Genomic DNA, 24,330 nt, shown 5'->3' with positions numbered 1-24,330 from the left:
CAGGACAAGCGGATGTTGTGAATCTCCATGTAGTCACTTCCCGGCTTGTCCCTGTTTATTGCAGCCGATTTTACTCGGCTTTGCATTCGGCATTAAATCTTAGTCGCTCCTCAACAGAAAGGGAATTCCATGCATCCCAACAAGCTTCATAGTATATACGGACTCTTCTCTCTTTTTCTTCTTCAGACATTGGCGGTGGAGCTACCACATGAACTACACCTTTTCTGCCAGGAAAACGATAGGTAGCCGCGTACTTGCATTCCACAGTATCACCCCGGTAATTTATATGCCGGGGATTAACGTGGACTGCCCTATAATAATGTTAAATTCTTCGTAAATATATCTGAACGGAAGTACCTATCAATGTAATAATGATCCCTTTTTGACATTTGAATTGTCCTAGCATCGAACTTTTTATAATACCTCTTAAATACTGTAAGAACGAAACGCAAAGCAGCATTAAAACAAAACGTATCAGGAATATTTTATCGCTTTGATTACTATTTTTGTTATATAACTACGCCTTAGAGGTGAGACCATGAAGAAACAACGCTTACAACAGGATTTAGAACCGGCTTGTTTTTATCTGCGCAAGTCACGCGAGGATCAGGAAGCCGAAGCACGCGGCGAAGGTGAAACCCTAGCCAAACATAAAAAAGCACTTTTTAGACTTGCAAAAGAAAATAACGTCAAGATAACAACAGTATTTGAGGAAATTGTATCCGGTGAAAGTGTTATCCATCGTCCGGAGATGATGCAGCTTTTAAAAGAAGTCGGCGAGGGTAAATGGAAATCTGTATGGTGTATGGAAGTTGACCGTCTTGGCCGTGGTGATATGGAAGACCAGGGCCTTATACTAAAGACTTTTAAAAACTCAGGTACTTACATTGTAACCCAAAGAAAAATTTACGATCTTAATGATGAGTTCGATGAAGAATACACCGAATTCGAGGCATTTATGGCGCGCAAAGAATTAAAAATCATTACCCGGCGGTTGCAGGGCGGCAGAATCCGTTCAGTGCAAGACGGCAATTATATTGGCACAAGACCGCCATACGGCTATCAAATTGAAAAAAAAGGACGGGATAGAATGTTAGTCCCCCACCCCGAACAAGCCCCGGTAGTAAAGCTTATTTTTGAGTTATATACAAATGATTCTATGGACGGCAGAATGGGAGCGCATAAGATTGCCGCAGAATTAAACCGTATGGGCAAGAAAACGTACAGTGGAAGGCCTTGGGCATCCTCCATGGTCTTAAATATCATAAAAAATGAAGTATACATTGGCCGGCTGCAGTGGAAAAAGAAAGAAAGCAAGAAATCAGCCGACCCGGACAAAAGACGCGATACCAGGACACGTCCTCGGGAAGAATGGATTGATGTCGAGGGAAAGCATGAACCGCTTGTATCCAAAGAACTTTTTGCCAAAACACAGGCCATTCTAAAAGGAAAATATCACGTCCCCTATCACCATGGTAATGGTATTACTAATCCGCTGGCAGGGCTGGTTAAATGTGACATTTGCGGCAGTTCTATGGTATACCGTCCGTATAAGCGTCAACAATATCCTCATCTCATATGCTACAATCCGCAATGCTCAAATAAGAGCAGCCGTTTTGAGTATATAGAGAAGCAATTGCTTGATGGCTTGGAAGCATGGGTTGAAGAGTATCAAAATCAGTGGAGCAAATATCAGCCCCAAAATAAAAAAGAAAACACGATCAGCATCTATAAAAAAATATTACATACTCTCGAAAAGGAATTAGCAACACTAGGCCAACAGAAAGATCGTCTTCCCGAGTTGCTTGAAAGACGAATATATGATGAAGCTACTTACCTTGAACGTTCACAGAAATTATCTAAACGGGTTGCAGAAACGGAAAAAGCAATAGCAGATATGAAATTAGTGATCAAGAATGAAACCAAGCGAGAAAAAGCCAGGAAAGATATTATCCCCAAATTCAAAAAATCGTTGTCGGTATTTTCCAAGACCAAAGATCCTGCTGCAAAAAACCGAATACTAAAATCCGTGCTAGAGTATGCCACCTACCGAAAAGAAAAAGACCAACGCGACGATGATTTCACGTTGGTACTTTACCCTCGATTGCCCCAGTAAATCGCCTAATTGAGGGATAAAACAGATAAAGGGTTAGGGTAAATTCATTTCCTTCTTTGTCGACACCAATTGGATCATATAAACTCACTTCAGTACGAATACGCCGGGTGCTCCTTAAATGCATGAGAATTTCATTTTCAATGCAACGGGCAGCATAGGTAGCTAATCTAATTTTTTTAGCCGGATCAAAAGTATTAATGGCCTTGATAAGACCAATGGTGCCGATGGAAATTAGATCATCCACGTCCTCACCGGTATTATCAAATTTCTTTACAATATGAGCCACTAGTCTAAGGTTGCGTTCAATTAACACATTACGGGCAACCTCATCCCCTTCTTTAAGCCTTTGTAAATAGATTTGCTCATCTTTTTCTGATAATGGCAGAGGAAATGTATTATTGGCTATGTACGAAACAAGCAGGGTGATGCCTTTAATAATTGACGTTGCCAGAACCGTAAAAAACGAAAGAGTCATTACGTCATACACCCCCGAAAAATCTGTCGCTTAAATCTTATGGCAAGGACGAGCCGAATGTGCCTGGCAATAAAAATATTTCTTAATTGCCCTTTTCGTCCTTGCACCAGCAAGGCAAGTAGCATATAATCCAAATAAGAATAGATGTTAATCCGGGAGGCTGAAAAGCATGGATCGCTATATTGCCGATATTGGCATATTCTTTGCCGGTGCATTAGTCGTACTCTATATGCTTTGGGATAAATTATTTCCAGAGGAGTAACATTTTCAACACCAAAAGACGAGATTGCATTTCAGCTAGGACAACAGGCAGTTTTTTAACTACCCATCAGTTGCTGGAACTGCAATCTCGTTTTCTAGTCAACCAAAATATAGAACTGAATTTTTTGACATAAATGAGCTATCAGTCAGAACCTTCCAGGGTTTAGCGCTATTAGCTGAGCTCTCTAATCACTATTTAGCGACTGATTGTGTACAGGCAGGGATAGATTCCATAACCAATACATTCATAGTATCAGCAATGGCTTCGCCAATGGCTTTACTAAGTTTCATCACTTTAGCGAGTGAGGTACTTTGCAAATCAAGATAGCCAATCTGACTTTGGGCATTAACGACACCGATAATCGAGATATCACCGACAGTAGGTAATCGATTGCCTACCGCAATCCCCGCAGCCAAACCTCCCTGCCAGATTTCAATATTGCCAATTTCATGACTTTTGCCAAGACAGGCATCAATGGCAATAATGAGTGGATGGTGGTGGCGGTGCGTAATGATATTTAAGGCCTCAACAAAGTTACCCGCATGAATGGGGTGTTCCAGTGTACCATATACATTACACTCTGTGTTTTCTTCCAGATAGGTTCCGACTAACGGCCCCAGGGCATCACCCGTATAACGGTCCGAACCAATACAAAGTGCCACAATAGGCCGCAAGCTTATGCCTTCTTGACGTTTTAATAATGCTGTTAGGTGTTCATAAAGTTTTTCCCGGACATTGGTGTCATCTAGATTAACAGTAAGTTTATTCAGAACGTTTTTTACCATTCTCTCTCTCCTCTTAGCTATCCTCCGTTAATCTATATGCACCTTTTGTCCTTTTTATGTCCGCCTTAACCTACCAGCGGAAACTCCTGATATTCAGGCAATTTCACTGCCTGAGCTAATGCCTTGGTAACAAAGGCAATGTGCTCCTTAAAATCTACATTCATGTCTTGTGCACTTGTCGTCAATGTTTCACGGTTAACGGCGCGGGCAAAGGCTTTATCTTTAAATTTCTTCATAACCGATTTAACTTCCAGGTTGTCCAGATTCTTGTCCGGCCGTACTAATGCACAGGCAATGACAAACCCGGTCAATTCATCCACCGCCAACAACGTTTTTTGCAACAACGTTCGCTCTTTAGGCCAATCGCGGGCATGAGATTCAACATTTGTGGCAAACTGGCCATCATAACCGGCGGCAGTAAGAATCTGTCTAACATGATTGGGATGGTCATCCGGGTATTTCTCAAAATCAATATCATGGAGAAGTCCTACGGCTCCCCAGTATTCTACATTTTGGTCAAATTTAGCTGCATAGGCCCGCATGGCAATTTCAACAGCTAAACAATGTTTTAAAAGCACTTCACTTTTTACATGTTGACGCAATAACGTCCAAGCTTGTGATCTAGAATAGTCCATGATAGTCCTCCTGATTATGTAATTTTATCATCATTATAGCAAATGATCGAAATATTACAAGTTAACGCCTAAAGTACCGTTAAGCTGCCCCAGCAATTTATAATTTTGGCCATGTGTTCAATACCACCGTGTCAAACTATTACATCAAAAAAATTAGCGGCAACTGTGCCGCTAATTTTTTCATTATTCCTAATGGGTTATGCATAGTTCGAGTTCACCCAGTTGAACCGCCCTGGCATACAAACCACCCTTATCAATAAGTTCCTGGTGCGTACCTGTTTCGACTACCCGGCCACCCATTAAATAAACAACTCGGTCGGAAGCCGCTATGGTAGACATATTATGCGTAATGATAAAAGTCGTTCTCCCGGCACTCACTTTCCGTATATCAGCCATAACCAGCTTTTCAGTTTGCGCATCAAGAGCAGCAGTCGGCTCATCAAAAAGCAATATGGCAGGTTCAGCAATGATCGCTCTGGCCATGGCAATTCTTTGCCGCTGTCCTCCTGATAAATTCCCTCCCAATTCGCTTACCACTGTATCATAGCCTTGCGGCAAAGACCCGATGAAGTCGTCCGCATTGGATAACTGAGCCGCTCGCTGAATCTGACTGTCTGTCGCGTCAAGACATCCATAACGAATATTTTCCCTAATCGTAGCATTAAATAGGATGGGCTCTTGCTGAATAAAGCCGATATGCTGCCTTAAAGCGTTAAGTTTCAGATTTTTTATATCCATTCCGTCTACGTAAATAGTCCCCTTATCAGGATCGTAAAAACGTAAAAGCAAATTAGCAAACGAGGATTTACCCGCGCCGCTGGGACCGACAATGGCAATAATCTCGCCTGGTTTGGCCGCAATATTAATGTTTTGCAAAACAGATTTACCTGGTTGGTAAGCAAAGGAAACATCCTTAAATTCGACAAAACCTTTTGCTACAGGCATTGGTAAATAACCATCAACAATTGATGGGATTTGCTCATTAAGCAAACTATTAATCCGTTTCCAGGCAATCGCACCAAGTTTCAGGTAGGTCATAGCTTGACTAATTTTGCGTATTGGCATGGGAACATTGATGATATAGACAAGAAAGGCAAACATTCCGCCAATACTCAAATGACCGTTAATCACCTCACGGCCGCCGTACCAAATAATAATTGTTAAACCAATAGCTGCGAGAAATTCAACCAAGGATACTAAAATTGCGCTTAAACGCTGGGTTTTCAGTAAATCATCAGCGGCTTGGTGTATCTTGTCGCTAAATTTTCGATATTCGTATTCTTCCCGCACATAGCTCTGCACAATCATAACGGATACAAGCGACTGTTGAATAATAGCCGTAACTTTAGCCAAAGTATGTTCGACAAGCAGTCCCAGTCGGCCTATTTTATTGTTAAAAAAGCTTATGGCCACAATAATAAATGGTAAAGTGGCAAAGGTCACCATAGCTAATTCCCAGTCAAAATAAATCATAATCGCCATAATAGCCAAGAGATTCATCGATTCAACGATAGCATCAGGAATGCCGACAGTAATTGCCTGTTGAATAAATAACATGTCATTGGTAAACAAAGAAATAAGATCACCGGAAGGAGTTTTCATAAAATAGGCATAATCCAATGACTGCAGTTTAGTAAACATATCCTGCCGTAATTTAGCGAGCATTTTATTACCGGCTTTAGCCATACCGTATCCGTAAAAATAAGAAAATAAACCCCGGATCAGGTATAGTAATACAATACTTGCCGTAATGAAATGCAAAAATTTAATATTGCCTGCCGCCAAAGCATCGTCAATAAGCAGTTTAACGACCAACGGCGCAGCCAAACCGGCTAAACTTGCAACAATGAAACAAAGCACTGCTGTCAAGGCCAACAGCCAGTAAGGGACTATGAACTTTCGCCAGTAAAAACTAAACATAATTTATCTCCGCTGTAAAGAATGCTTAACTTTGATCTTCTCTATTGTCTCATTTCCTATAGTAAAATACAATCCTTTATGTAAAACTCCTGCTACAAAGTTAATTTAATTTAAAATAAAAATGGGAAGGCCGACAACGCCTTCCCTTCTTAATTTAGATTACTCGGCGAGCCCCGATATACCGCGGACCCCAATAGCTGCTATCCATACTGTCAATTGCTACACCACGGCTAGAAGTAGCACTGATAAATCTACCATCGCCAATATAGATTCCGCTATGAGATACGCCTGAGGTATAGGTGCTGAAAAACACCAAGTCTCCCGGTTGGAGACGACCATAGGACACATACCGCCCAACTTCAAATTGTTCATCGGCCATTCGCGGCAAGTAAATCCCGCTTTGAGCAAAAATATAACGAGTGAATCCGGAACAATCAAAACCGCTCGGGCTTGTACCACCAAATACATAAGGTACACCCATATAACGCATGGAAGTCTGAACGATACGCCTTACCGAAGCAGTGGAAGAATCACGGCTGGCCGGGATATCCCGTCCCATCAAAGCACGATAGGTTTGCATTCCAACCACACCGTCTGCTTCAAGACCACGTGATCTTTGAAAAGCTTTAACAGCATTAGCCGTTAAGGATCCAAAATCGCCGTCCACAGCACCAGCATTAAAACCCAGATTATTTAGCTGTGCCTGAATACCGGCCACATCATCGCCCTGGTCACCAACCTCGTATGTACCCGAAGCTTGAGCAAACGTAGTTATGCCAAAAATGAGGCATAACGTGACAATAAACCTCAAAAACTTATGCAAATTTGATTCTCCCCTCACTGGCCTCCGAGGTTAGCTGACGGGTTAGGGTTGCAGGCACCCTACTTGAAAAAGCCGTGTTGATCAAGTTTCACCCCCTAAATTGGTTCCCCCGTACCTGAGCAGGATTCGGCATTTCTATAGCGCTCAAAATTACTTATTCGGCCTAATCCTGAAAAATCCTTCCTCTATATCGATTTTTTTTACATTTATTAGGTCAAAATTTTGTTTTTCTTGCAAAATATTACTCTTTATTCCTTTCTTTGTGCTGCCCAAATTCAGCACGCAGCCAGTAAAGCGGCCGCTGTTTTACTTCCTCAAATATCCGTCCAATATATTCGCCAATAATACCAATTCCCGCTAACTGCAGCCCGCCGAGAAGAAGAATGCTTGCCGTTATCGTCGCCCAGCCGGGAACCGCCTCTACCGTAAATAACTTTATATAAAGAACATGCAAGGTCAAAACTATGCTGCTAAATCCCATAATAATCCCAATATAAAAAGCAAAACGGAGCGGTGTTTTGGAATAGGCGGTAATACCATCCAACGCAAAATGGAGCATTTTCTTCAGCGAAAACTTGGATTTTCCCGCAAAGCGTCTAGGAGCCACAAATTCAATTTTCGTTTGGCGATAACCAATCGCACTGATCATACCGCGAATAAAGCGGGCCCGTTCCCGAAACCGGCGGAAACTCGCCACTACCTGCTTGTCCAGCAATCTAAAATCAGAACCGCCTTCTGTTACCTGAACATTGGACATAGCATTCATCAGCTTGTAAAACATGTTCGAAGTAAAGCTTTTAAACCAAGAAGCGCCTTCCGTATTTATCCGGACAGTTTGAACAACCTGGAAACCTTCCTCCCATTTGCTAATTAATAACGGCAGCATTTCCGGAGGATGCTGCATATCACCGTCCATGGTAATGACTGCATTGCCTTTAGCGTGATACAAGCCACAAGTCAGAGCTATCTGATGACCAAAATTACGCGCCATAATCAGTCCTCTCACCCGTTTATCGGCAACAGCTAAGCGCTCTACAATAAAGGGCGTGGCATCACTTGATCCGTCATCGACAAAGATGAGTTCAAAACAATAGGCCAGTTGTTCCATATATTTTACAACTTCCTGATAAAACATGTCGATATTATCCTGCTCATTATACACTGGCACAACAATTGATATCAAACAGTTATTCGCAAACATCTGATCGTTAAGCCTCCTTATTTCTTTCTATATTATTACACTACCGGCCGGTGATTGCAATTAAACTTACTACAAATTCGCCAAAATTCAACATATATACCGTATATACAATGACAGTATCAGCCAATAATCTCCATTATCCAACGTAAATAAAAAGTCTGCTTTGCAAACACAAAGCAGACTTTGTTGATCACCGAGCAGTTAGCCGCTCTGACACCCAGCTTCTCTTATAGCTTGATATCCTGACGCAAGCAAACCGCATCATGCAGATATACATGTTTAATGTCTTGCTGTCCAAGATCAGTATTCCACAAGATCAGTACACGAATACAACGTTTTGGTGCATCCGGACATTCGATTTCCTGTGTCCCGAACAGCGGTACCTGCAGCCAGCCGGCCTTTCTCGCGCCGGCAGCCGGAAAAGCCGCATTTAAGTCCGGGGTTGAACTAAATATTACCGCACCGATGTCCTCAATGCGCAGAGCATTTTCCTGAACAATTACCGCAAGGAGTTCAGCCACGCGATCAAAAATCTCTTCCCGGTTATTAGTTGTAACAGTTGTTGCGCCACGAATGCCGCGTAGCATAATTACCACTCCTTGATACGCAGAATAAAATAATTATCAGTATACAATTTACGTATAAAATAGCATTTTTCCTGCCATCATTGTAATTTTTTTAATTAGTCTTGCTTTTTAGGTTTATTACAGTGACAGGAATCACAAACATGGCATCGCCACCAGCCACATTCAGGACAAACGGCATTTGCCTGATTAAGTTCGATATATTTTCCTTCTTCATACTCCTTCCAACAAAAGGCTGCTCCCGCAATTTTCTTCAGTCGGACAGCACGGGTGTCAACCCACAGTTTTTGATTAAATATTGTAATTAATAATTCATGACAGGCCTGTTCCTGGTTGTACCGGTAATCTTCGGCCGGAAAAACTTCAGGTTCTTCACGCAGGGTAAAAATAACATAAAGAACACTGTAATTCACAGCGCCACCTCCCGCATTTGTAAATTACTATGTATGCGTTTGGCAGTTTATACCCCAAGAATCCAAAACACCAACAACCAGCTTGACGATATCATCCATTCTTGCCTGCACAACCTCAGTTAATTCAAGTCCGATATCAATAACAGCCGGCTGAACCCCTACAACAACCACCTTTTTTACCGGCTGCTCTAAAAGCTCGAGTGCGGTCAGCACATCCTGAATGCCTATTTCATGCATAGATACTTTCTGCTTAAAATAAGCCTTAACCTCTTCACCGGTAAGCTGATATAGATCGCCAGGCTGACCGCCGCCATTTACTGCATCAATGATCAACAGATATTCGGCCCCTTTAATAAAGTTCAGCAGTTCCATGCCAAGGGTTCCACCGTCCAAAGCCTGGACATTTTTCGGGAATGTATAGCGCCGTGAAATCTCTTCCACAACACGGACTCCAAACCCTTCATCCTGCATCAGGATATTGCCGACTCCTAAAACAATGGTTTTCTCCATAGGTAAAAAACTCCCCTACTCTGCCTTAGCTTTCTTAACTAGTATGTCCCCTACATCGTCAGGTTCTTCCTCCAGGTATTTGACCCCCGAAAACATGGCTGAGATTTCGCCGCCCTTTTCTGTAAAATCAGCCCTTACAGCCATATAAACATGCACGATTACAAATAGAATAATAAACCAGGCAACAAAATGGTGAATGAGGTGAACAACATATTCGTTAACAAGCAGGTTATTGAACGGCCCGAATATTTTAGCTAACAACCGATTGGGCTCAACCATATAGTACATAGCAAAACCTGTTATCATCTCGATCAAAAACATAAAATAGACCGCTAAATAGCCTGACCTTGCCAATGAGTTCCTTAGATACGGCCGATGCCTTCCTCTCAGAAACATATAATGCAGCTGCGTATCCATAATCCCTGTCCAGTAGAGCTTGGTCCAAAACCGGGGAAGCAGCCTGTCGCCGGGATTAATAATAAAGCCGTAAATGCGCGGTATAAACGAAAGTACCAAAATATAGGCAGCAATAAAGTGAATATAGCGTATCGTTTCCATAGACAAACCGTTAGCAACGGCAAAAGTGGGGTCTATTCCCTGGTTCCCCAGAAAAAAGGGATTGCCAATATATAGGCCTGTGACAAACAATATAAACACGCATATTACCATCACCCAATGGAAAATCCGCAGCCATGGGCTAAACAGATAATACCGTTGCATGGCGCCTTGACGCATAGACAGTATCCTCCTTTTTTTACATTATCAGAAAATATAACCTTTCTGATAATAAGTAAGAACGACTATACCCCCTAAAGGGGTACAGGTGGCTTCTGCCGGCGTTCTGAAGGACTTGGCACAAGCCAAGTCTTTTCTTAAAAATACGGATCTGTACGGACGACAGCAATTTCCTTGCCTTCGTTATCAAATAAATGAGTGGCACACGCCAAGCACGGATCAAACGAATGAACAACTCGCAATATTTCCAGAGGTTGTTCGGCAATCTTAACTTTTGTATCGATCATACTGGACTCATAGGCGCCATGACCGGCTTTTCCATCGCGCGGGCAGGCGTTCCAGGTAGAAGGAACAATGGCCTGATAATTGTCAATTTTTCCGTTCTTAATGGTTACCCAATGGCTCAGACCGCCACGCGGCGCTTCATGTAAACCAACACCCTTAGCTTCCTTAGGCCAGCTGGCCGGATCCCAATTAGCCGTATTAGCGACCGTCGTGTCCCCTGCTTTAATGTTGTTTAACAGTTTATCAAAGAAATATTTGCTGATATAGGCATGCAGTTGGGCGTCCAGGGCGCGGGCCGCAGTCCTGCCGACCGTGGTGGGCAGCCATTTTTCCGCTGGCAAATTCAATAATTTTGACACCGCTTCAATCTGATCGACAATAAATTTTTCTGCCCAGGTAGGCTGCTGAATAACACCCTGCTTTATCTTGGTATACACAATGATATATTTGGCCAGCGGCCCGACTTCAGCTGTCTTGCCATTCCATTTGGGCGTCTTAATCCAGGAATATTTGCCGTCTTCGTCAAGGTATTTCCAGTTTGTTTTAGTCCCTTCCTTAGGTCCGGTATACTGCGGAGCCGTAACACCGTTCCAGGGATGCAGATCCTTGCCGCTCTCGGGGTAATTGTACCAAGCATGCTCAACACCTTCGGCCAGTACATTGGGATCGCTCAAATCTTTTCCCGCCAGTGGATGGAAAATAGCCTTGTCCACTCCCTGGCCAAAATTCTCCACTACACCGTTGGAACGGATCAACAAGTTATTAAAATAGTCACCATTGGAAATTCCGCTATAGCGTTCCTCCGGGAAATCGCCAAATGACAATACCCGCTGCCCGGCAAGACCGCCACCGTCAACATAACCGGCCTTAACAAACAAATCGCCAATGACCAGCGCATCTGGTATATAAAAATTATTAACGAGATCAATTGTTAAATTTACTGAATTGTCAACAACGGCTAATCGCTCGGTGTTAACCGGCGCATTCATATCATTCATCGAAATAGAACAGGGCATACCACCGACAATATAATGAGGATGGGGATTTTTTCCGCCAAAGATAATATGAGGAATAACAATGTCCCGTTGGCGGTCCAGCATATTCAAATAATGTGATACGGCCATGAGATGTGCTTCCGGCGGCAGCACATTATAATCAGGATGTTCCCAATAGTGACCGGCAAAGATCCCCAACTGCCCGCTCTCAACAATGGCTTTGATCTTGTTCTGGATTTCGGTAAAATAAGCGGCAGTTGCTTTGGGGAAATCTTTGGGATAAGCACTGGTAGTAAAACTTTTGGGGCCTTCAGCCTTAAGACTATATGTCTCCAGCACTGTATTTTGCAGAGCAGCGGTAGCCGCCGGATTGGCTTTGAGGGCCGCAACCGGGCTTACCCAGTCCAAAGCGTGCAAGTGGTAAAAATGAACTACGTGGTCATGTACCATTTGCGCAGCGGCAATGATATTACGAATATAGTTAGCGTTTTTAGGGATTTCAATACCTAGTGCGTCCTCGACGGATCGCAGGCAGGCCAAGGCATGTACGGTTGTACAGACTCCGCAGATGCGTTGAGCAAACAGCCAGGCATCCCGCGGGTCACGTCCTTTTAGTACCAATTCGATACCCCGCCAGGCAGTACCGCTTGACAGTGCATCTTCAACTTTGCCGGTAGCCTCATCTACTTTAACTTCAACCCGCAGATGGCCCTCAATCCGGTTTATAGGGTCAACAACGATTCTCTTCATCTATGCCGTTCCTCCTCGTCCTTTATTCGTCCTGGTCTTGCTGAGGCTTAGGTTGTTCACTGTCCTGCCGTTCTTTTTCCGTTTTTGCTTCATGCCGGCTATGCTGAACATAAGAAGCTATGCCGTGTGCCACTACGCCGGCAGTAGTGACACCAGCCAATACAGCGCCAACTTTATCAGCATTCGCAATGGTATTCGGCAGCGGAATATTGGGTAATCGTTCGTAGAACGGATCATTATCCCAGAAATTGTTAGACGCACAGGCTACACAGGGTGCGCCTGACTGAATGGGATAACTCATACCATTCCACCAGCGCATATTACCACAGGAATTGTAGGCCTCCGGCCCCCGGCAGCCTACCTTGTATAAACACCAGCCCGCCTTACTGGCCATGTCATCAAATTTTTCAACAAACATACCCGAATCAAAAAATGGACGCCGGTAACAAGTATCATGGATCCGATTGCCAAAAAACTGTTTAGGACGCCCCTGACTATCAACAGGCGGTAACTGACCGAATAAAGCATAATGCATAACCGTGCCTGTCAGTACTTCCGGTATCGGCGGACAACCGGGAACTTTAATAATCGGCTTGCCGCTGATTACTTCGCTAACGGCCACTGATTTAGTCGGATTGGGCCTGGCCGCCTGAATGCCGCCCCAAGCGGCGCAGGAACCATTTTCAATAATAGCGGCAGCATCTTTAGCTACATGCTTTAAGGTCTCAAGAATTGGTTTGCCGCCTACCATGCAATAGATACCGTTTTCCGCTGCCGGTACAGCCCCTTCAAAAATTAGAAGATACTGACCGGCATAGGCTTTTATTACCTCCTCCAGGTGATGCTCTAGCGGTTCACCGGCAGCAGCAGCCAATACATCCATATATTCAAGGGCTATCATATTGAGAATTAAATCAGAAGCTAATGGTGTCTGTGAGCGAATGAACGATTCGTCACAGCCTGTACACTCATGACCATGAAGCCAAATAACCGGCGGCAGCGTTTTTTTCTCCGCTGCTTCAATGACTTGTGGTATCAGATCGGCGGACAACCCCATTATACTGGTTAACGCTACGCAAGTTTTGATAAAATCCCGTCTGCTAATATTCTTTTTTTGGAATAACCCCCAAAGAGTGTCCCGTTTTTCCATTGTCGCCCCCCCTAAAATTGGCAGTACCAAATAAATCCTTAATTGATTATTCTGCTTTTATCGTCAGTTTCCTGTTAATGAATCATATAAAATAATAATTATTTAGTAAAAAAGTACCTCACTAGCAATTTAAGCAGCAGGCCTTTTGATCTTAGCTTGCGTGAACGCCTCAACAAAACGATGATCCTCAACAACGTTAAGTGTTTTTGCCTTTTCTACAGCCTCAATAAGGCAATCACGCAAAGGAATCTGAGTATCCATTTTATGTTTTCCTTGGGCAAATACGGTAAAACCGTCGCCCCCCTGGGCCATAAAATCATTTATGACAACTTTATAGGTTTTAGTCAGACTTAGTTTGCTTCCATCGGTAAGTCGCACCCGGGTAATCTTCATACTTGCCGGCAATGACCGCTCAACCTCCACAACAAGGCCGGAAAACTGCAGCATCCCTATTTGCTTATTATCAATACCATGTTCAAGAACCTCCATGACCTGTCTTCCGGTCAGTTCCATGGTAACCAGGGTGTTGTCAAAAGGCACGACCTGATACAAACTACCCAAGGTAATTTTTCCTGCCGGAATACCGGAGCGCAGACCGCCGCCATTTTCGAAAGCAATATCAGCATGTGCTTTGTAAAGCATACTGTCTGTTACCCACTGCCCTAAGACCGAAAGGGAAAATTTTTCATGCTGTAAGTCGTATACCGTCTGGCCTAGAACCTTGTTTTTTAATGGAGCTACTTCTTCTTTGGCCTTGTCGATAATCGCCGCTACCTTCTCGTCTGCATTCAGTTTAGTGAGCGCAAGTTCGGCAACACGGGTCTTAACAGCTACAATTTTCCTGGCATTTTTAGAATAGGTAAATGTGACTTCCGCCACTGCCCGTCCATTATAAGCCGCCTGAACAATCGGCACAGAATTTACCAGGCCATCGACCATCAAATGAGTATGGCCGGAGATAATTGCATCCATATTGGCCGCGTTATGCGCCAAATCGGCTGCTTCACCTTTCACTTCCTGGGTCAGCGGTTCAACTTCACTGCCCAAATGAGATAATATGACGATTATATCGGCCCCCTGCTGTTTTACCTCAGGAATGAGTTTAGTTACAGTTTTAGCAGGATCGGCAAAGCGATAATTTCTTATGTATTTCGGATTTGTCTTAAAAGCTGTTTCCGGGGTCGCCAAGCCGATTACGGCAATTTTTACACCGTTTTTTTCAATTATTGTATACGGTTTAACAAAGCTCACAGGCTTGCCGGTAGTTTTATCAATGATATTGGCCGCAAGGTAGGGAAATTTGGATTGCGCAATACGTTCCTTGAGCACCCGGATACCCCAGTCAAATTCATGATTGCCTACGGCCATCGCTGAAAATCCTAATTCGTTCATCGCCTCAACAACAGGTTGTCCGTAAAGCATGTTTGATTCTGGGGTTCCCTGAAACATATCACCCGCACTGACAAGAATTGTCCCGGCAGGATTTTTCGACACTTCCTCCTTTAAGAAAGCTGCCAGCTTTGCCAGCCCGGGATTCTTTCCATTTTCAGACAAGGCACCATGAAAATCATTGATTGACAATACGCTGATCTCTACTTCTTCAATTGCTTCTTCTGCAGAAACAGCCGGCAAAAAACAAAATAAATGCATACAAAGGACTGCAATAAATAGCCCCAGTTTCTTAATTGGCATTAATTTATACCCTCCTCTCTTATCAGGCATTTTCAATTATGACAAAACATCCTAATAAATACAAGTTTTATGCCAATAATTTCTCTAATAAAATAAACTCCCGGATAATTCCGGGAGTTTTGTTCTACAGCGCCTTTTCTAATATATCGCCAATGTCCTTTTGCGGGCGATAACCTGTAATCCGACCAACTTCGTTGCCGTTTTTAAAAACCACTAATGTAGGAATACTCATCACATTATACTGGCTAGCCAGCTCTTGCTGTTCGTCAACATTAACTTTGGCGACAACAGCCCGCCCTTCAAATTTTTGGGCAACAGCCTCGACTTCCGGTGCCACCATCTTGCAGGGGCCGCACCAAGGAGCCCAAAAATCAACCAATGACGGTTTATCAGACTTAAGTACCGATTCATTAAACTCAGCTGCATTTTTAATAGTAAGCATACGTTTTTTCGCCTCCTCAAGCATATACATATATATTATCCCTATTTGACAACAATATTAACCAGTTTCTGCGGTACCGAAATAACTTTTACCACTTGTTTGCCGGCAATGTGTTCCTGAACTTTCGGTTGTTCGAGAGCTGTCTTTTCAAGTTCTTTGGCCGTTAAGCCTACCGGAACAACAACTTTATCCCGAACTTTGCCATTAATCTGCAGAACAATCTCGACTTCTTCCACTTCGGTAGCAGCAGCATCGAATGTCGGCCAAAATTGCTTATGAACACTGCCTTCGGCAATTGTTTCCTGCCAAAGTTCTTCCGTAATATGCGGCGCAAATGGTGCAAGCATTCGTAACAGACCGGAAACCACTTCCCGGGCCAAGGCCGCATTCGGGGTTACCCCTTGCTCCTTAAGTGCGTACATCGCATTGACTAATTCCATTATGGCGCTAATCGCGGTATTGAAATTGAAGCGCTGACCAATATCCTCCGTAACACGTTTAATCGTGATATGTAAAATACGGCGCAGTTCTTTTTCCGGCTTGGTGAGTTCAATAGAGTCCCCCTCCGGCACGGAGGCTTTAACCAGTGGCACGTAATGCTCAATAATCCGCCATAGCCGCCCTAAGAAGCGGTACGCTCCCTCTACGCCCTGATCGCTCCACTCCAGATCGCGTTCAGGCGGTGCGGCGAACAGGATAAACAGCCTAGCGGTATCAGCACCATATTTGCCGATAATTTCTTCAGGCGAAACGACGTTGCCTTTTGATTTAGACATCTTGGAGCCGTCTTTAATAACCATTCCCTGCGTCAACAGGTTTTTGAACGGCTCATTTACGTTAACCAACCCGGCATCCTTCAGTACTTTGGTAAAGAATCTCGAATATAAAAGATGCAAAATAGCATGTTCAATACCGCCGATATACTGATCAACAGGCATCCAGTAATTCGCCTTGTCAGGATCAAAAGGTTCGTCCGCACTATGCGGGCTGGTATAACGGAAGTAATACCAGGACGAGCAAATAAAAGTATCCATAGTGTCGGTTTCCCGGCGTGCTTTTCCACCGCATTTAGGGCATGTGCAATTTACAAAATCCTCTGCTTTAGCCAAGGGCGATACAGAACCGCCGGCAAAGTCAACATTTTCCGGTAACATAACCGGAAGCTGTTCTTTGGGCACAGGCACGGTACCACACTTCGGACAATAGATGATAGGAATCGGCGCGCCCCAATAACGCTGACGGGAAATAAGCCAATCCCGTAAGCGGTAGTTAACACGGCGTTTACCAATGCCTTTCTGTTCAAACCACTGGGCAATTTTTATTTTGCCGGTTTCATTGTCCAGGCCGCTGAACTCTCCAGAGTTGACCATAATTCCTTGTCCGTCATAGGCACCGGTCATTTTATCAAGCACAAGCTCTCTATCGACAGGCTGAACAACAACTTTTTTCGGTAATCCATATTTTCCCGCAAAATCCCAGTCACGCTGGTCATGTGCAGGCACACCCATAACTGCCCCTGTGCCATATTCCACTAAAACATAATTGGCAATCCATATAGGCACTTTTTCGCCGGTAAACGGATGAATGGCATAAGCGCCGGTAAAGATGCCTTCCTTTTCCGCTTCATTGGAGGTCCGGTCTATATCGCTCTGGTTGCGGACCCGTTCAACGAAAGCTCTGACTGCCGCCTCTTCCGGTTTGCCGGTAATAAGCTTGTCCACCAAAGCATGTTCTGGTGCCAACACAATATAACTAACACCGAATACCGTGTCATGACGGGTTGTGTATACAGCAATTCTTCCGTCAATTTCCGGCACTTCAAAGCTAAACTCGGCACCTTCACTACGGCCTATCCAGTTTTCTTGCATTGTTTTGACCCGTTCAGGCCAACCTTTGAGCTCATTTAAATCTGCCAATAGGCGGTCAGCATAATCTGTTATTTTCAAAAACCATTGTTCAAGGTCTTTTTTAACGACAACCGAGTCACAGCGCCAGCAGCGACCATCAACAACCTGTTCGTTTGCCAGCACAGTATTACATTCGTTACACCAATTTACCGCCGCTTTCTTTTTATAAGCCAAACCACGTTCAAAAAACAGCAAAAACAGCCATTGCGTCCAATGATAATAATTAGGATGGCAAGTAGCTACCTCACGGTCCCAGTCGTAAGATAGGCCCAGTTCTTGCTGCTGCCGGCGCATATTGGCGATATTGTCCCAAGTCCAGGACGAAGGATGAATGCCATGTTTAATAGCGGCATTTTCGGCCGGCATGCCAAAAGCATCCCACCCCATCGGATGCAATACGTTATACCCTTGCATTACTTTAAATCTGGCAATAACATCACCAATCGAATAATTGCGCACATGACCCATGTGCAAATTGCCTGACGGATACGGAAACATTTCCAGCACATAGTATTCCGGTCGCTGACGGTTAATTGTTGTACAAAATGCATCATTTTCAGCCCAATTTTTTTGCCATTTAGCTTCAATTTCGCGCGGCGTGTATTTCTCGTTCATCAAGTAATCCCCCTCGGACAAATAGTAAAGAAAACACAGCTTTCGCCATGCTATTGACGAAAGCGGAAGCCGGTGTTGCACTTATACCCGTGTGGTATGGCAGTAAAGTCCGGTTTGACCAAACCCTTAGGCCACGGGCAGAAGTCCTGGCTGTTTTACTGATTATCAGAAAGGGGTTACTTTCTGATAATGCAAAAAAGTCCCGTGGCTGACGCCAGGGACGAGATTCTCGCGGTACCACCCTGTTTGATGACAATTGTCATCCACTCATTGCCTGTAACGCTGGCTGGCGTCGACCGCTACTTGCAATTCACAGTCACTCCTCCGCAGCGAGTTCAGCTATCATGCCAATTGGCTCGCAACCGCCGCCAACTTTCTGAACTGCCATAAAAGCTTACTACTCTGCCTCTTCAGATTTGCTTATCCCATTATATAGCAACAAATTACAAAAGTCAACTTATCAGCCAGTGCTAAAAATAGTTCTATCTCAAGCAAACCTTCATACAATAATTCATAAGGAGGTGCGTCATGTATAAGCTTATTATCGGCAATGTAAGAGTCACCGTTGATGATGACAGCATCAAACGTGATCAGGCTGCCGCTTATGCCAAACAGGCTATTTCCGCCGCAGGTCTGCAAGGAAAGCTGCTTTCTCATGTTGGATTAAGTACTGGTCCGGACGGCATAGAGGTTTCTACTACTGAAAAAGCCGGTTGCCGTATGATCAGAAAAAACATTAAGCAAAGTATGCTTGATGGCATTTTGGATGCCGCCAAAGAAAAGTTATATCCAACCGGTACTTTTTCTGAAAAAGATTCCTGGTTTGACAATCAAACCGGACAAGAATGGCGGGGAGAAGAATGCGAGCTGGCCCGCAAGGAAGTGTTAAAAAAATTAGAGGAGTGGATCTATGAGCAAAACACGCAAGCCCATACATAACTTGCGTATATGGACACGCCTCGAATGGCCCGATTTAGCGAAATCTGCACAAATAATATTTGCGACCAACCTTAAGAAATGGATTAAATCAGTCAGTTTTGTTATGTAAATGAAGGCAAAGTCAACTTATACACAAGAACCACCCGTAAACTCAAACAATGAAGTCTGGGTGGTTTTTGTGTTTACCGCCGGGACTAGCAGTACGGATAATTTGGGGCTTGCCGTTTGCCGCAACGCTCAGGTTCCAGCACATAACGATATTTCCAAGCATAGTATTGAAGATGCTTAGCGATATGCTCCAAAAGGTTTAAAAAAATATTTATTTCGTCGAAATTATTATACAGCGCGAAGCTGATCCGAACGATTCCCGGAATAGTAGTATCGTCATGAGTCTGATAATATTCAATTTCTTTCTCGCTTACATTTAGTAACTTTTCCACATAAGGATGAGCGCAGAACAAGCCGTTACGGACAGCAATCCCGGCTTCTTGGGATAATGCCTCTGCAATTTGGCTATGGTGCAGCCCCTCCATGGCAAAGGATATCAAACTTACCCTCTCTTCGTTGCCATCGTCAGCACTGTAAAGGGTAACCCCGGGTATTTTTGACAAACCGTCTATTGCATAGTCAATCAATCCGCGTTCGTATTGACATACATCATGAAGATTCAGATTATTTAATGTTTCTATTGCTGTAGTAAGTGCCAACACACCCATTATGTTGGGAGTTCCGGCCTCATATTTTGCAGGCGGCTCATCCCATTCAATCGCCTGGTGAGAAACCAGCCCAACAGCTCCCCCTCCCTGATATACAGGCACAGCTTTGCTAAAGGTCTCTTTCGGTCCTATGAGGACCCCGGCACCAAAAGGCGCGTACATTTTATGTGCGGAAAATGCTAAATAGTCAATATGCTCGGGCGAAGTATACGGTTTCATATCAACCGGCATATGCGGCACCCATTGGGCTCCGTCCACCAAAATCTTAGTTCCGTATTGGTGAGCCAGCCGGGCAATCTTGCTGATGGGGTTGACGTAGCCGGTTACATTGGAAGCACCTGTTACCGTGACAAGCTTAACCTTATTCTCATATAACTGCAGTTTTGCCTCCAAGTCTTTTAGTAATAATTGTCCGGATCCAGTTAACGCCACATATTCTATTTTATATTTATCCCGCCACGGCATATCATTAGCCAGGTGTTCCATACTTGTTGACAAAACAACTTGCTTTTCATCTTGGTCTGCAAGCGCGTAGGCTAGCATATTAATAGACTCGGTAGTGTTGTTAGTAAAAATAACCACATCGCGCTTATCAGCATGAACAAACTGTCTCACTACCTCCCGGCTATGCTCATATAGCTTGGAAGTAAGAATGGATTTATAACCTTTACCCCGGTGAACAGAAGCATACCAGGGAGAAAATTGAACAATTTTTTTTAACACGGAGCAAAACGGTGGTGTGGTAGCCGCATTATCAAAGTTAATGGCGGTAACGTACTTGCCATTTGCCAGTGGTATCATTGTTTCTGCCCCCGCCACCAGGCTGCGGAAATAAGCTTCCGGCTTATTACGATGCTTCATGTTTTAACCCCGCTTTACATTATAGTAATTATAAGTATATATCTGGCGCTACTATAATGTATGCTTAAGATTATTGCGTTGGGAACACAACAAAGCAGGATTTTTATCTGAGGCAGACTAATTAAACAATAAGTACTGAAAGCTGAAAGGAAGCCAACATGTTAGCCGATGAAATAATTAGAGCGGAGGCAGAGTCTGATGCCGCTTATATGAAAGGCTGTCACTATTATTATAACAATTGCGTTGATAATTTACATTTATCGAACTGTGACAACACCTTTGAAGCACGGGTACGCAGCCAATATTTTTATATAGTATCGGTAACCTTTAACGGTCAACAAAAAATTAAGCAATATTCCTGTGATTGCCCTGCATTTCACAGCAACAAGGGTGCCTGCAAACATATTGTTGCCGTATTAAAAGCCATTCAACACGTTTGGCCACAATACTTTGGCATACTTAAACCGGTGCCGCTTACACAAACTACCCGGAAACTGCTTGACTTTTTTCAAAACCAAGCGATCAAAATAACTTCTGACAAAAAAATAACAGCTTGTTTAATAAAGCTTACTCCTATTTATGGGTTTTCGGGAAACAATACGCGAAAAACAAACTATGTAGAGTTTACCATCGGTTCTGACCGTATGTATGTAGTAAAAGATATTCCCCAATTACTATCCGCGCTCGATACCAACCAAGAAATTATTTTTGGAAAAAATTTGACAATAAGACCTCAACATATTGAGTTTGACGACTTGTCGGCTAAGTTAATCACCCTATTACGCCAGGCTTATAAAGAAGAAAATGAACGAACTTTTTGGTATCCCAACTCTTTTTCCGGCCCTTTATTCCATTCGGCTTTTAGTGATTCCCGGCAACTTAAACTCACGAATACTAACCTGCTGCGTTTTCTGGCGGCAATGGGGGATCAGCCCTTTGCGGTCGCAATTAACGGCAAAAAAACAGCAGGTGTTCGTATTATTAATGCCAGACCACCTGTCAGGCTTACTATCCAAACGATAAAAGGCGGCTTAAAACTGGTCATGGACTTAGCCGATGACGAATTCTACGGACTTGACTCCGAGTTTCATTATATTTATTATCATAACGCAATCTACCATGTCGACACTGTCTTTGCACAGTATCTGAAACAATTGCTAAATTGCTTCAGTGAGAACCGTAACCAGGAAGTAAATATTCCGGCGACAGCAGTGTCCGAATTTGTATCAGCTACTTTACCTGCATTGGAGACCATTGCAACCGTTACCATTGAATCCGCTGTCCATAGAAAAATTCGTAAAGAAGAATTACTAAAACGGGTATATCTCGATAAATTTGCCGCAGGAATAAGTGCAAGAATTGAATTTTGTTATGGCAACCTGATAATTGATCCCCATGCTGACACTAAGCCAGCAGAAACTGTCGCTAATGATCACTGGCTGCTGCGGTCAACTATCGAAGAAAAAATGCTATTGAATATTTTTTATCGCCACGGTTTTGTTCGGTCAACAGACAAGCTGGTATTAGCCGAAGAAGAAGCTGCTTACGATTTCTTACAGCAGGCACTGCCGGAACTTGAGGCTACTGCAGAAGTTTTTTACTCCGATGCTTTTATGAATATGAAACTCCAGCCACCCGGAAAAATTACCGCCGGTATTAGATTGAATACCAGTACCGACATGCTGGAATTTTCCCTCAACCTTGACGATATATCTCCACAGGAGCTTATTGAATTACTAGCTGCCTATAAACTAAAAAAACGCTATCACCGCCTCTCCACAGGCGCATTTATACCGCTCGATTCCCCTGAATTCCAGACAGTCGCCGGGCTTATTGAGGAATTAGGCCTTCGCCCGGCCGATATAAAAAAACAGGTAGTTGAGCTGCCTAAATACCATGCTTTGTACTTGGACAGCATAACGCGGGAAGCACCCGCTTGTTCCTTGGAAAGAAACAGCGCCTTTAAACGTATGGTACAGGATATTCGTGAGCCCCAGGATTTTGAATACGCTGTCCCTGCCGGGATTCAGGGAAAGCTACGCGACTACCAGAAAACAGGCGTAAAATGGCTTAAGGCACTGGCGCATTACGGTTTGGGAGGTATTTTGGCCGACGACATGGGTCTGGGAAAGACTTTGCAGGTAATCACATTTATTCTTGCCGAAAAGAAAAATTTATCCGAACCTTCTCTGGTCATTGCGCCAACTACATTGATATTTAACTGGCAGGAAGAGGTAGCGAAATTTGCGCCTGGTTTAAAAGCACTCGTTATTTGCGGTCAGCCGGCGGAGCGTCTGGAACAGCTTAAAGAAATTGACGGCAACGATATAATCATAACCTCGTACGCTCTTATAAAACGAGATATTGCATTCTACGAAAAAAGAAATTTTGCGTATTGTTTTCTTGATGAAGCACAACACATTAAAAACCCCAATACATTAAACGCCCGCTCTGTTAAACAAATTAAAGCAAGAAGCTATTTTGCCCTTACCGGCACACCCATTGAAAACACACTGACAGAATTATGGTCTATTTTTGATTTTCTAATGCCCGGCTATCTGCGTACCCATAAGGTTTTTACAAAACGATTTGAGATTCCCATTGTTAAAAATGGCGATACTCAGGCTCTCAAAGAGCTGGGCCGCCATATTAAACCGTTTATTTTGCGACGTATGAAAAAAACAGTTCTAAAAGAACTGCCGGAAAAAATTGAAAGTAAAATGGTTAGTGAAATGACGGCGGAGCAGGCCAGGCTATATACTGCCTGGCTTCTAAAAGCCAGGCAGGAATTCGAAACCGAAATCAGCAACAAGGGTTTTGAAAAAAGTCAAATTAAAATACTTTCGTTGTTAACCCGGCTTAGACAAATCTGCTCCCACCCTTCCCTCTTTATTGAAAATTATCAGGGTAGCAGCGGCAAACTAGCAATGCTGCAGGAATTAATAAAAGATGCTACCGGCGGCGGCCATAGGCTACTGTTATTTTCGCAGTTTACCGGTATGTTGGCCATAATTAAAGAAGAACTTACGGCCATGAAGATCAGTTACCACTATTTAGATGGAACCACCAAAGCTGAAGACCGGATCAGACTGGTTAACGCCTTTAACGCCGGTGAAAAGGATGTCTTCCTTATTTCACTAAAGGCAGGCGGTACCGGCCTTAACCTTACCGGTGCCGACATGGTTATTCACTATGATCCATGGTGGAATCCGGCTGTCGAAGATCAGGCTACCGATCGTGCTTACCGCATTGGACAGAAAAATTCCGTACATGTTTATAAGCTGATTACGAAAAATACGATTGAAGAAAAAATATATTTGCTGCAGCAGAAAAAAAAGGAAATCATTGACTCCCTCATCCGGCCTGGCGAAAGCCTTCTGACCAAGATGACCGAAGCTGAAATCAGAGAATTGTTTACTGTATAGTAACTCATACTTTTTATTTGCTATTCACTTAAATATTGGATAAAATAGATTCCAGGCATTACCATAGCCATAAAGAAAATAAAAAGGATACTTT

20 protein-coding genes, 1 riboswitch and 1 other annotated feature are annotated in these 24,330 nt (G+C 43.5%); of the genes, 4 read left to right on the top strand and 16 right to left on the bottom strand.

Translation table 11 applies throughout. The features are described from left to right. Positions 1–538 precede the first annotated feature (538 nt). A complete protein-coding gene (locus BLR65_RS16020) occupies positions 539–2,116 on the top strand; it encodes a recombinase family protein (RefSeq protein ID WP_093795195.1) in 1,578 nt (525 codons plus the stop codon). Here BLR65_RS16020 and BLR65_RS16015 read toward each other — a convergent pair. The 15 genes from BLR65_RS16015 to leuS form a co-directional block, all read right to left on the bottom strand. Further along, on the bottom strand, positions 2,082–2,591 hold the full coding sequence (locus tag BLR65_RS16015) for a sigma-70 family RNA polymerase sigma factor (RefSeq protein WP_093795194.1): 510 nt from the start codon (positions 2,589–2,591) through the stop codon (positions 2,082–2,084). The two genes, BLR65_RS16020 and BLR65_RS16015, sit on opposite strands and share 35 nt — an antisense overlap. Before the next feature lie 453 nt (positions 2,592–3,044). Next, entirely contained in the window at positions 3,045–3,638 is a 594-nt protein-coding gene (gene yyaC / locus BLR65_RS16010; RefSeq protein WP_093795193.1) for a spore protease YyaC, read from the bottom strand. A gap of 65 nt (positions 3,639–3,703) precedes the next feature. Next, positions 3,704–4,273 (bottom strand): HD domain-containing protein, encoded by a 570-nt coding sequence (locus BLR65_RS16005; RefSeq protein ID WP_093795192.1) that lies wholly within the window; start codon positions 4,271–4,273, stop codon positions 3,704–3,706. A 189-nt stretch (positions 4,274–4,462) separates the two neighbouring features. Beyond that, the gene (locus BLR65_RS16000) at positions 4,463–6,193 is read right to left on the bottom strand and encodes an ABC transporter ATP-binding protein (RefSeq protein ID WP_093795191.1); all 1,731 of its coding nucleotides are present in this window, start codon (positions 6,191–6,193) and stop codon (positions 4,463–4,465) included. 154 nt (positions 6,194–6,347) lie between these two features. Next, complete coding sequence (locus BLR65_RS15995; RefSeq protein ID WP_093795190.1) at positions 6,348–7,016, bottom strand: C40 family peptidase; 669 nt, start codon at positions 7,014–7,016, stop codon at positions 6,348–6,350. 3 nt (positions 7,017–7,019) lie between these two features. Then, a riboswitch (cyclic di-AMP (ydaO/yuaA leader) is annotated at positions 7,020–7,158 on the bottom strand. 99 nt (positions 7,159–7,257) lie between these two features. Next, positions 7,258–8,217, bottom strand: coding sequence for a glycosyltransferase family 2 protein (locus tag BLR65_RS15990; RefSeq protein ID WP_093795189.1), 960 nt, complete (start codon positions 8,215–8,217; stop codon positions 7,258–7,260). Positions 8,218–8,444: 227 nt separating this feature from the next. After that, positions 8,445–8,804 carry a chorismate mutase gene (gene aroH / locus BLR65_RS15985; protein ID WP_093795188.1) on the bottom strand — a complete coding sequence of 120 codons (360 nt, stop codon included), beginning with the start codon at positions 8,802–8,804 and terminating at the stop codon, positions 8,445–8,447. 95 nt (positions 8,805–8,899) lie between these two features. Then, positions 8,900–9,214: a hypothetical protein gene (locus BLR65_RS15980; RefSeq protein ID WP_093795187.1), complete on the bottom strand. Its 315-nt coding sequence runs from the start codon at positions 9,212–9,214 to the stop codon at positions 8,900–8,902. A 27-nt stretch (positions 9,215–9,241) separates the two neighbouring features. Continuing rightward, a complete protein-coding gene (locus BLR65_RS15975; RefSeq protein WP_093795186.1) occupies positions 9,242–9,724 on the bottom strand; it encodes a HyaD/HybD family hydrogenase maturation endopeptidase in 483 nt (160 codons plus the stop codon). A 15-nt stretch (positions 9,725–9,739) separates the two neighbouring features. Continuing rightward, positions 9,740–10,459, bottom strand: coding sequence for a Ni/Fe-hydrogenase, b-type cytochrome subunit (cybH, locus tag BLR65_RS15970; RefSeq protein WP_093795185.1), 720 nt, complete (start codon positions 10,457–10,459; stop codon positions 9,740–9,742). Positions 10,460–10,596: 137 nt separating this feature from the next. Further along, on the bottom strand, positions 10,597–12,489 hold the full coding sequence (locus tag BLR65_RS15965; protein WP_093795184.1) for a nickel-dependent hydrogenase large subunit: 1,893 nt from the start codon (positions 12,487–12,489) through the stop codon (positions 10,597–10,599). Positions 12,490–12,511: 22 nt separating this feature from the next. Further along, the gene (locus BLR65_RS15960) at positions 12,512–13,639 is read right to left on the bottom strand and encodes a hydrogenase small subunit (protein WP_093795183.1); all 1,128 of its coding nucleotides are present in this window, start codon (positions 13,637–13,639) and stop codon (positions 12,512–12,514) included. Positions 13,640–13,768: 129 nt separating this feature from the next. Continuing rightward, positions 13,769–15,331 (bottom strand): bifunctional metallophosphatase/5'-nucleotidase, encoded by a 1,563-nt coding sequence (locus tag BLR65_RS15955; protein WP_169717035.1) that lies wholly within the window; start codon positions 15,329–15,331, stop codon positions 13,769–13,771. Positions 15,332–15,455: 124 nt separating this feature from the next. Then, positions 15,456–15,797: a thioredoxin gene (gene trxA / locus BLR65_RS15950; protein ID WP_143122598.1), complete on the bottom strand. Its 342-nt coding sequence runs from the start codon at positions 15,795–15,797 to the stop codon at positions 15,456–15,458. Positions 15,798–15,814: 17 nt separating this feature from the next. After that, a complete protein-coding gene (leuS, locus tag BLR65_RS15945; protein ID WP_093795180.1) occupies positions 15,815–18,295 on the bottom strand; it encodes a leucine--tRNA ligase in 2,481 nt (826 codons plus the stop codon). 47 nt (positions 18,296–18,342) lie between these two features. Between leuS and BLR65_RS29865 the strand changes: the two genes are divergently transcribed. Further along, on the top strand, positions 18,343–18,507 hold the full coding sequence (locus BLR65_RS29865; protein WP_176772754.1) for a hypothetical protein: 165 nt from the start codon (positions 18,343–18,345) through the stop codon (positions 18,505–18,507). Between the two features lies 1 nt (position 18,508). Continuing rightward, positions 18,509–18,715, bottom strand: a binding site (T-box leader). 108 nt (positions 18,716–18,823) lie between these two features. Next, the gene (locus BLR65_RS15940; protein ID WP_093795179.1) at positions 18,824–19,234 is read left to right on the top strand and encodes a hypothetical protein; all 411 of its coding nucleotides are present in this window, start codon (positions 18,824–18,826) and stop codon (positions 19,232–19,234) included. A 194-nt stretch (positions 19,235–19,428) separates the two neighbouring features. On the opposite strand, the gene BLR65_RS15935 is transcribed toward BLR65_RS15940, so the two are convergent. Next, entirely contained in the window at positions 19,429–20,811 is a 1,383-nt protein-coding gene (locus BLR65_RS15935) for an aminotransferase class V-fold PLP-dependent enzyme (protein WP_093795178.1), read from the bottom strand. A 158-nt stretch (positions 20,812–20,969) separates the two neighbouring features. On the opposite strand from BLR65_RS15935, the gene BLR65_RS15930 reads away from it, so the two are divergent. Next, a complete protein-coding gene (locus BLR65_RS15930) occupies positions 20,970–24,236 on the top strand; it encodes a DEAD/DEAH box helicase (RefSeq protein ID WP_093795177.1) in 3,267 nt (1,088 codons plus the stop codon). The last annotated feature ends 94 nt before the right edge of the window (positions 24,237–24,330 follow it).

Source organism: Sporomusa acidovorans, assembly GCF_900101845.1.
GTDB classification, from domain to species: domain Bacteria; phylum Bacillota; class Negativicutes; order Sporomusales; family Sporomusaceae; genus Sporomusa; species Sporomusa acidovorans.
This window is presented reverse-complemented; position numbering and strand designations above follow the sequence as displayed.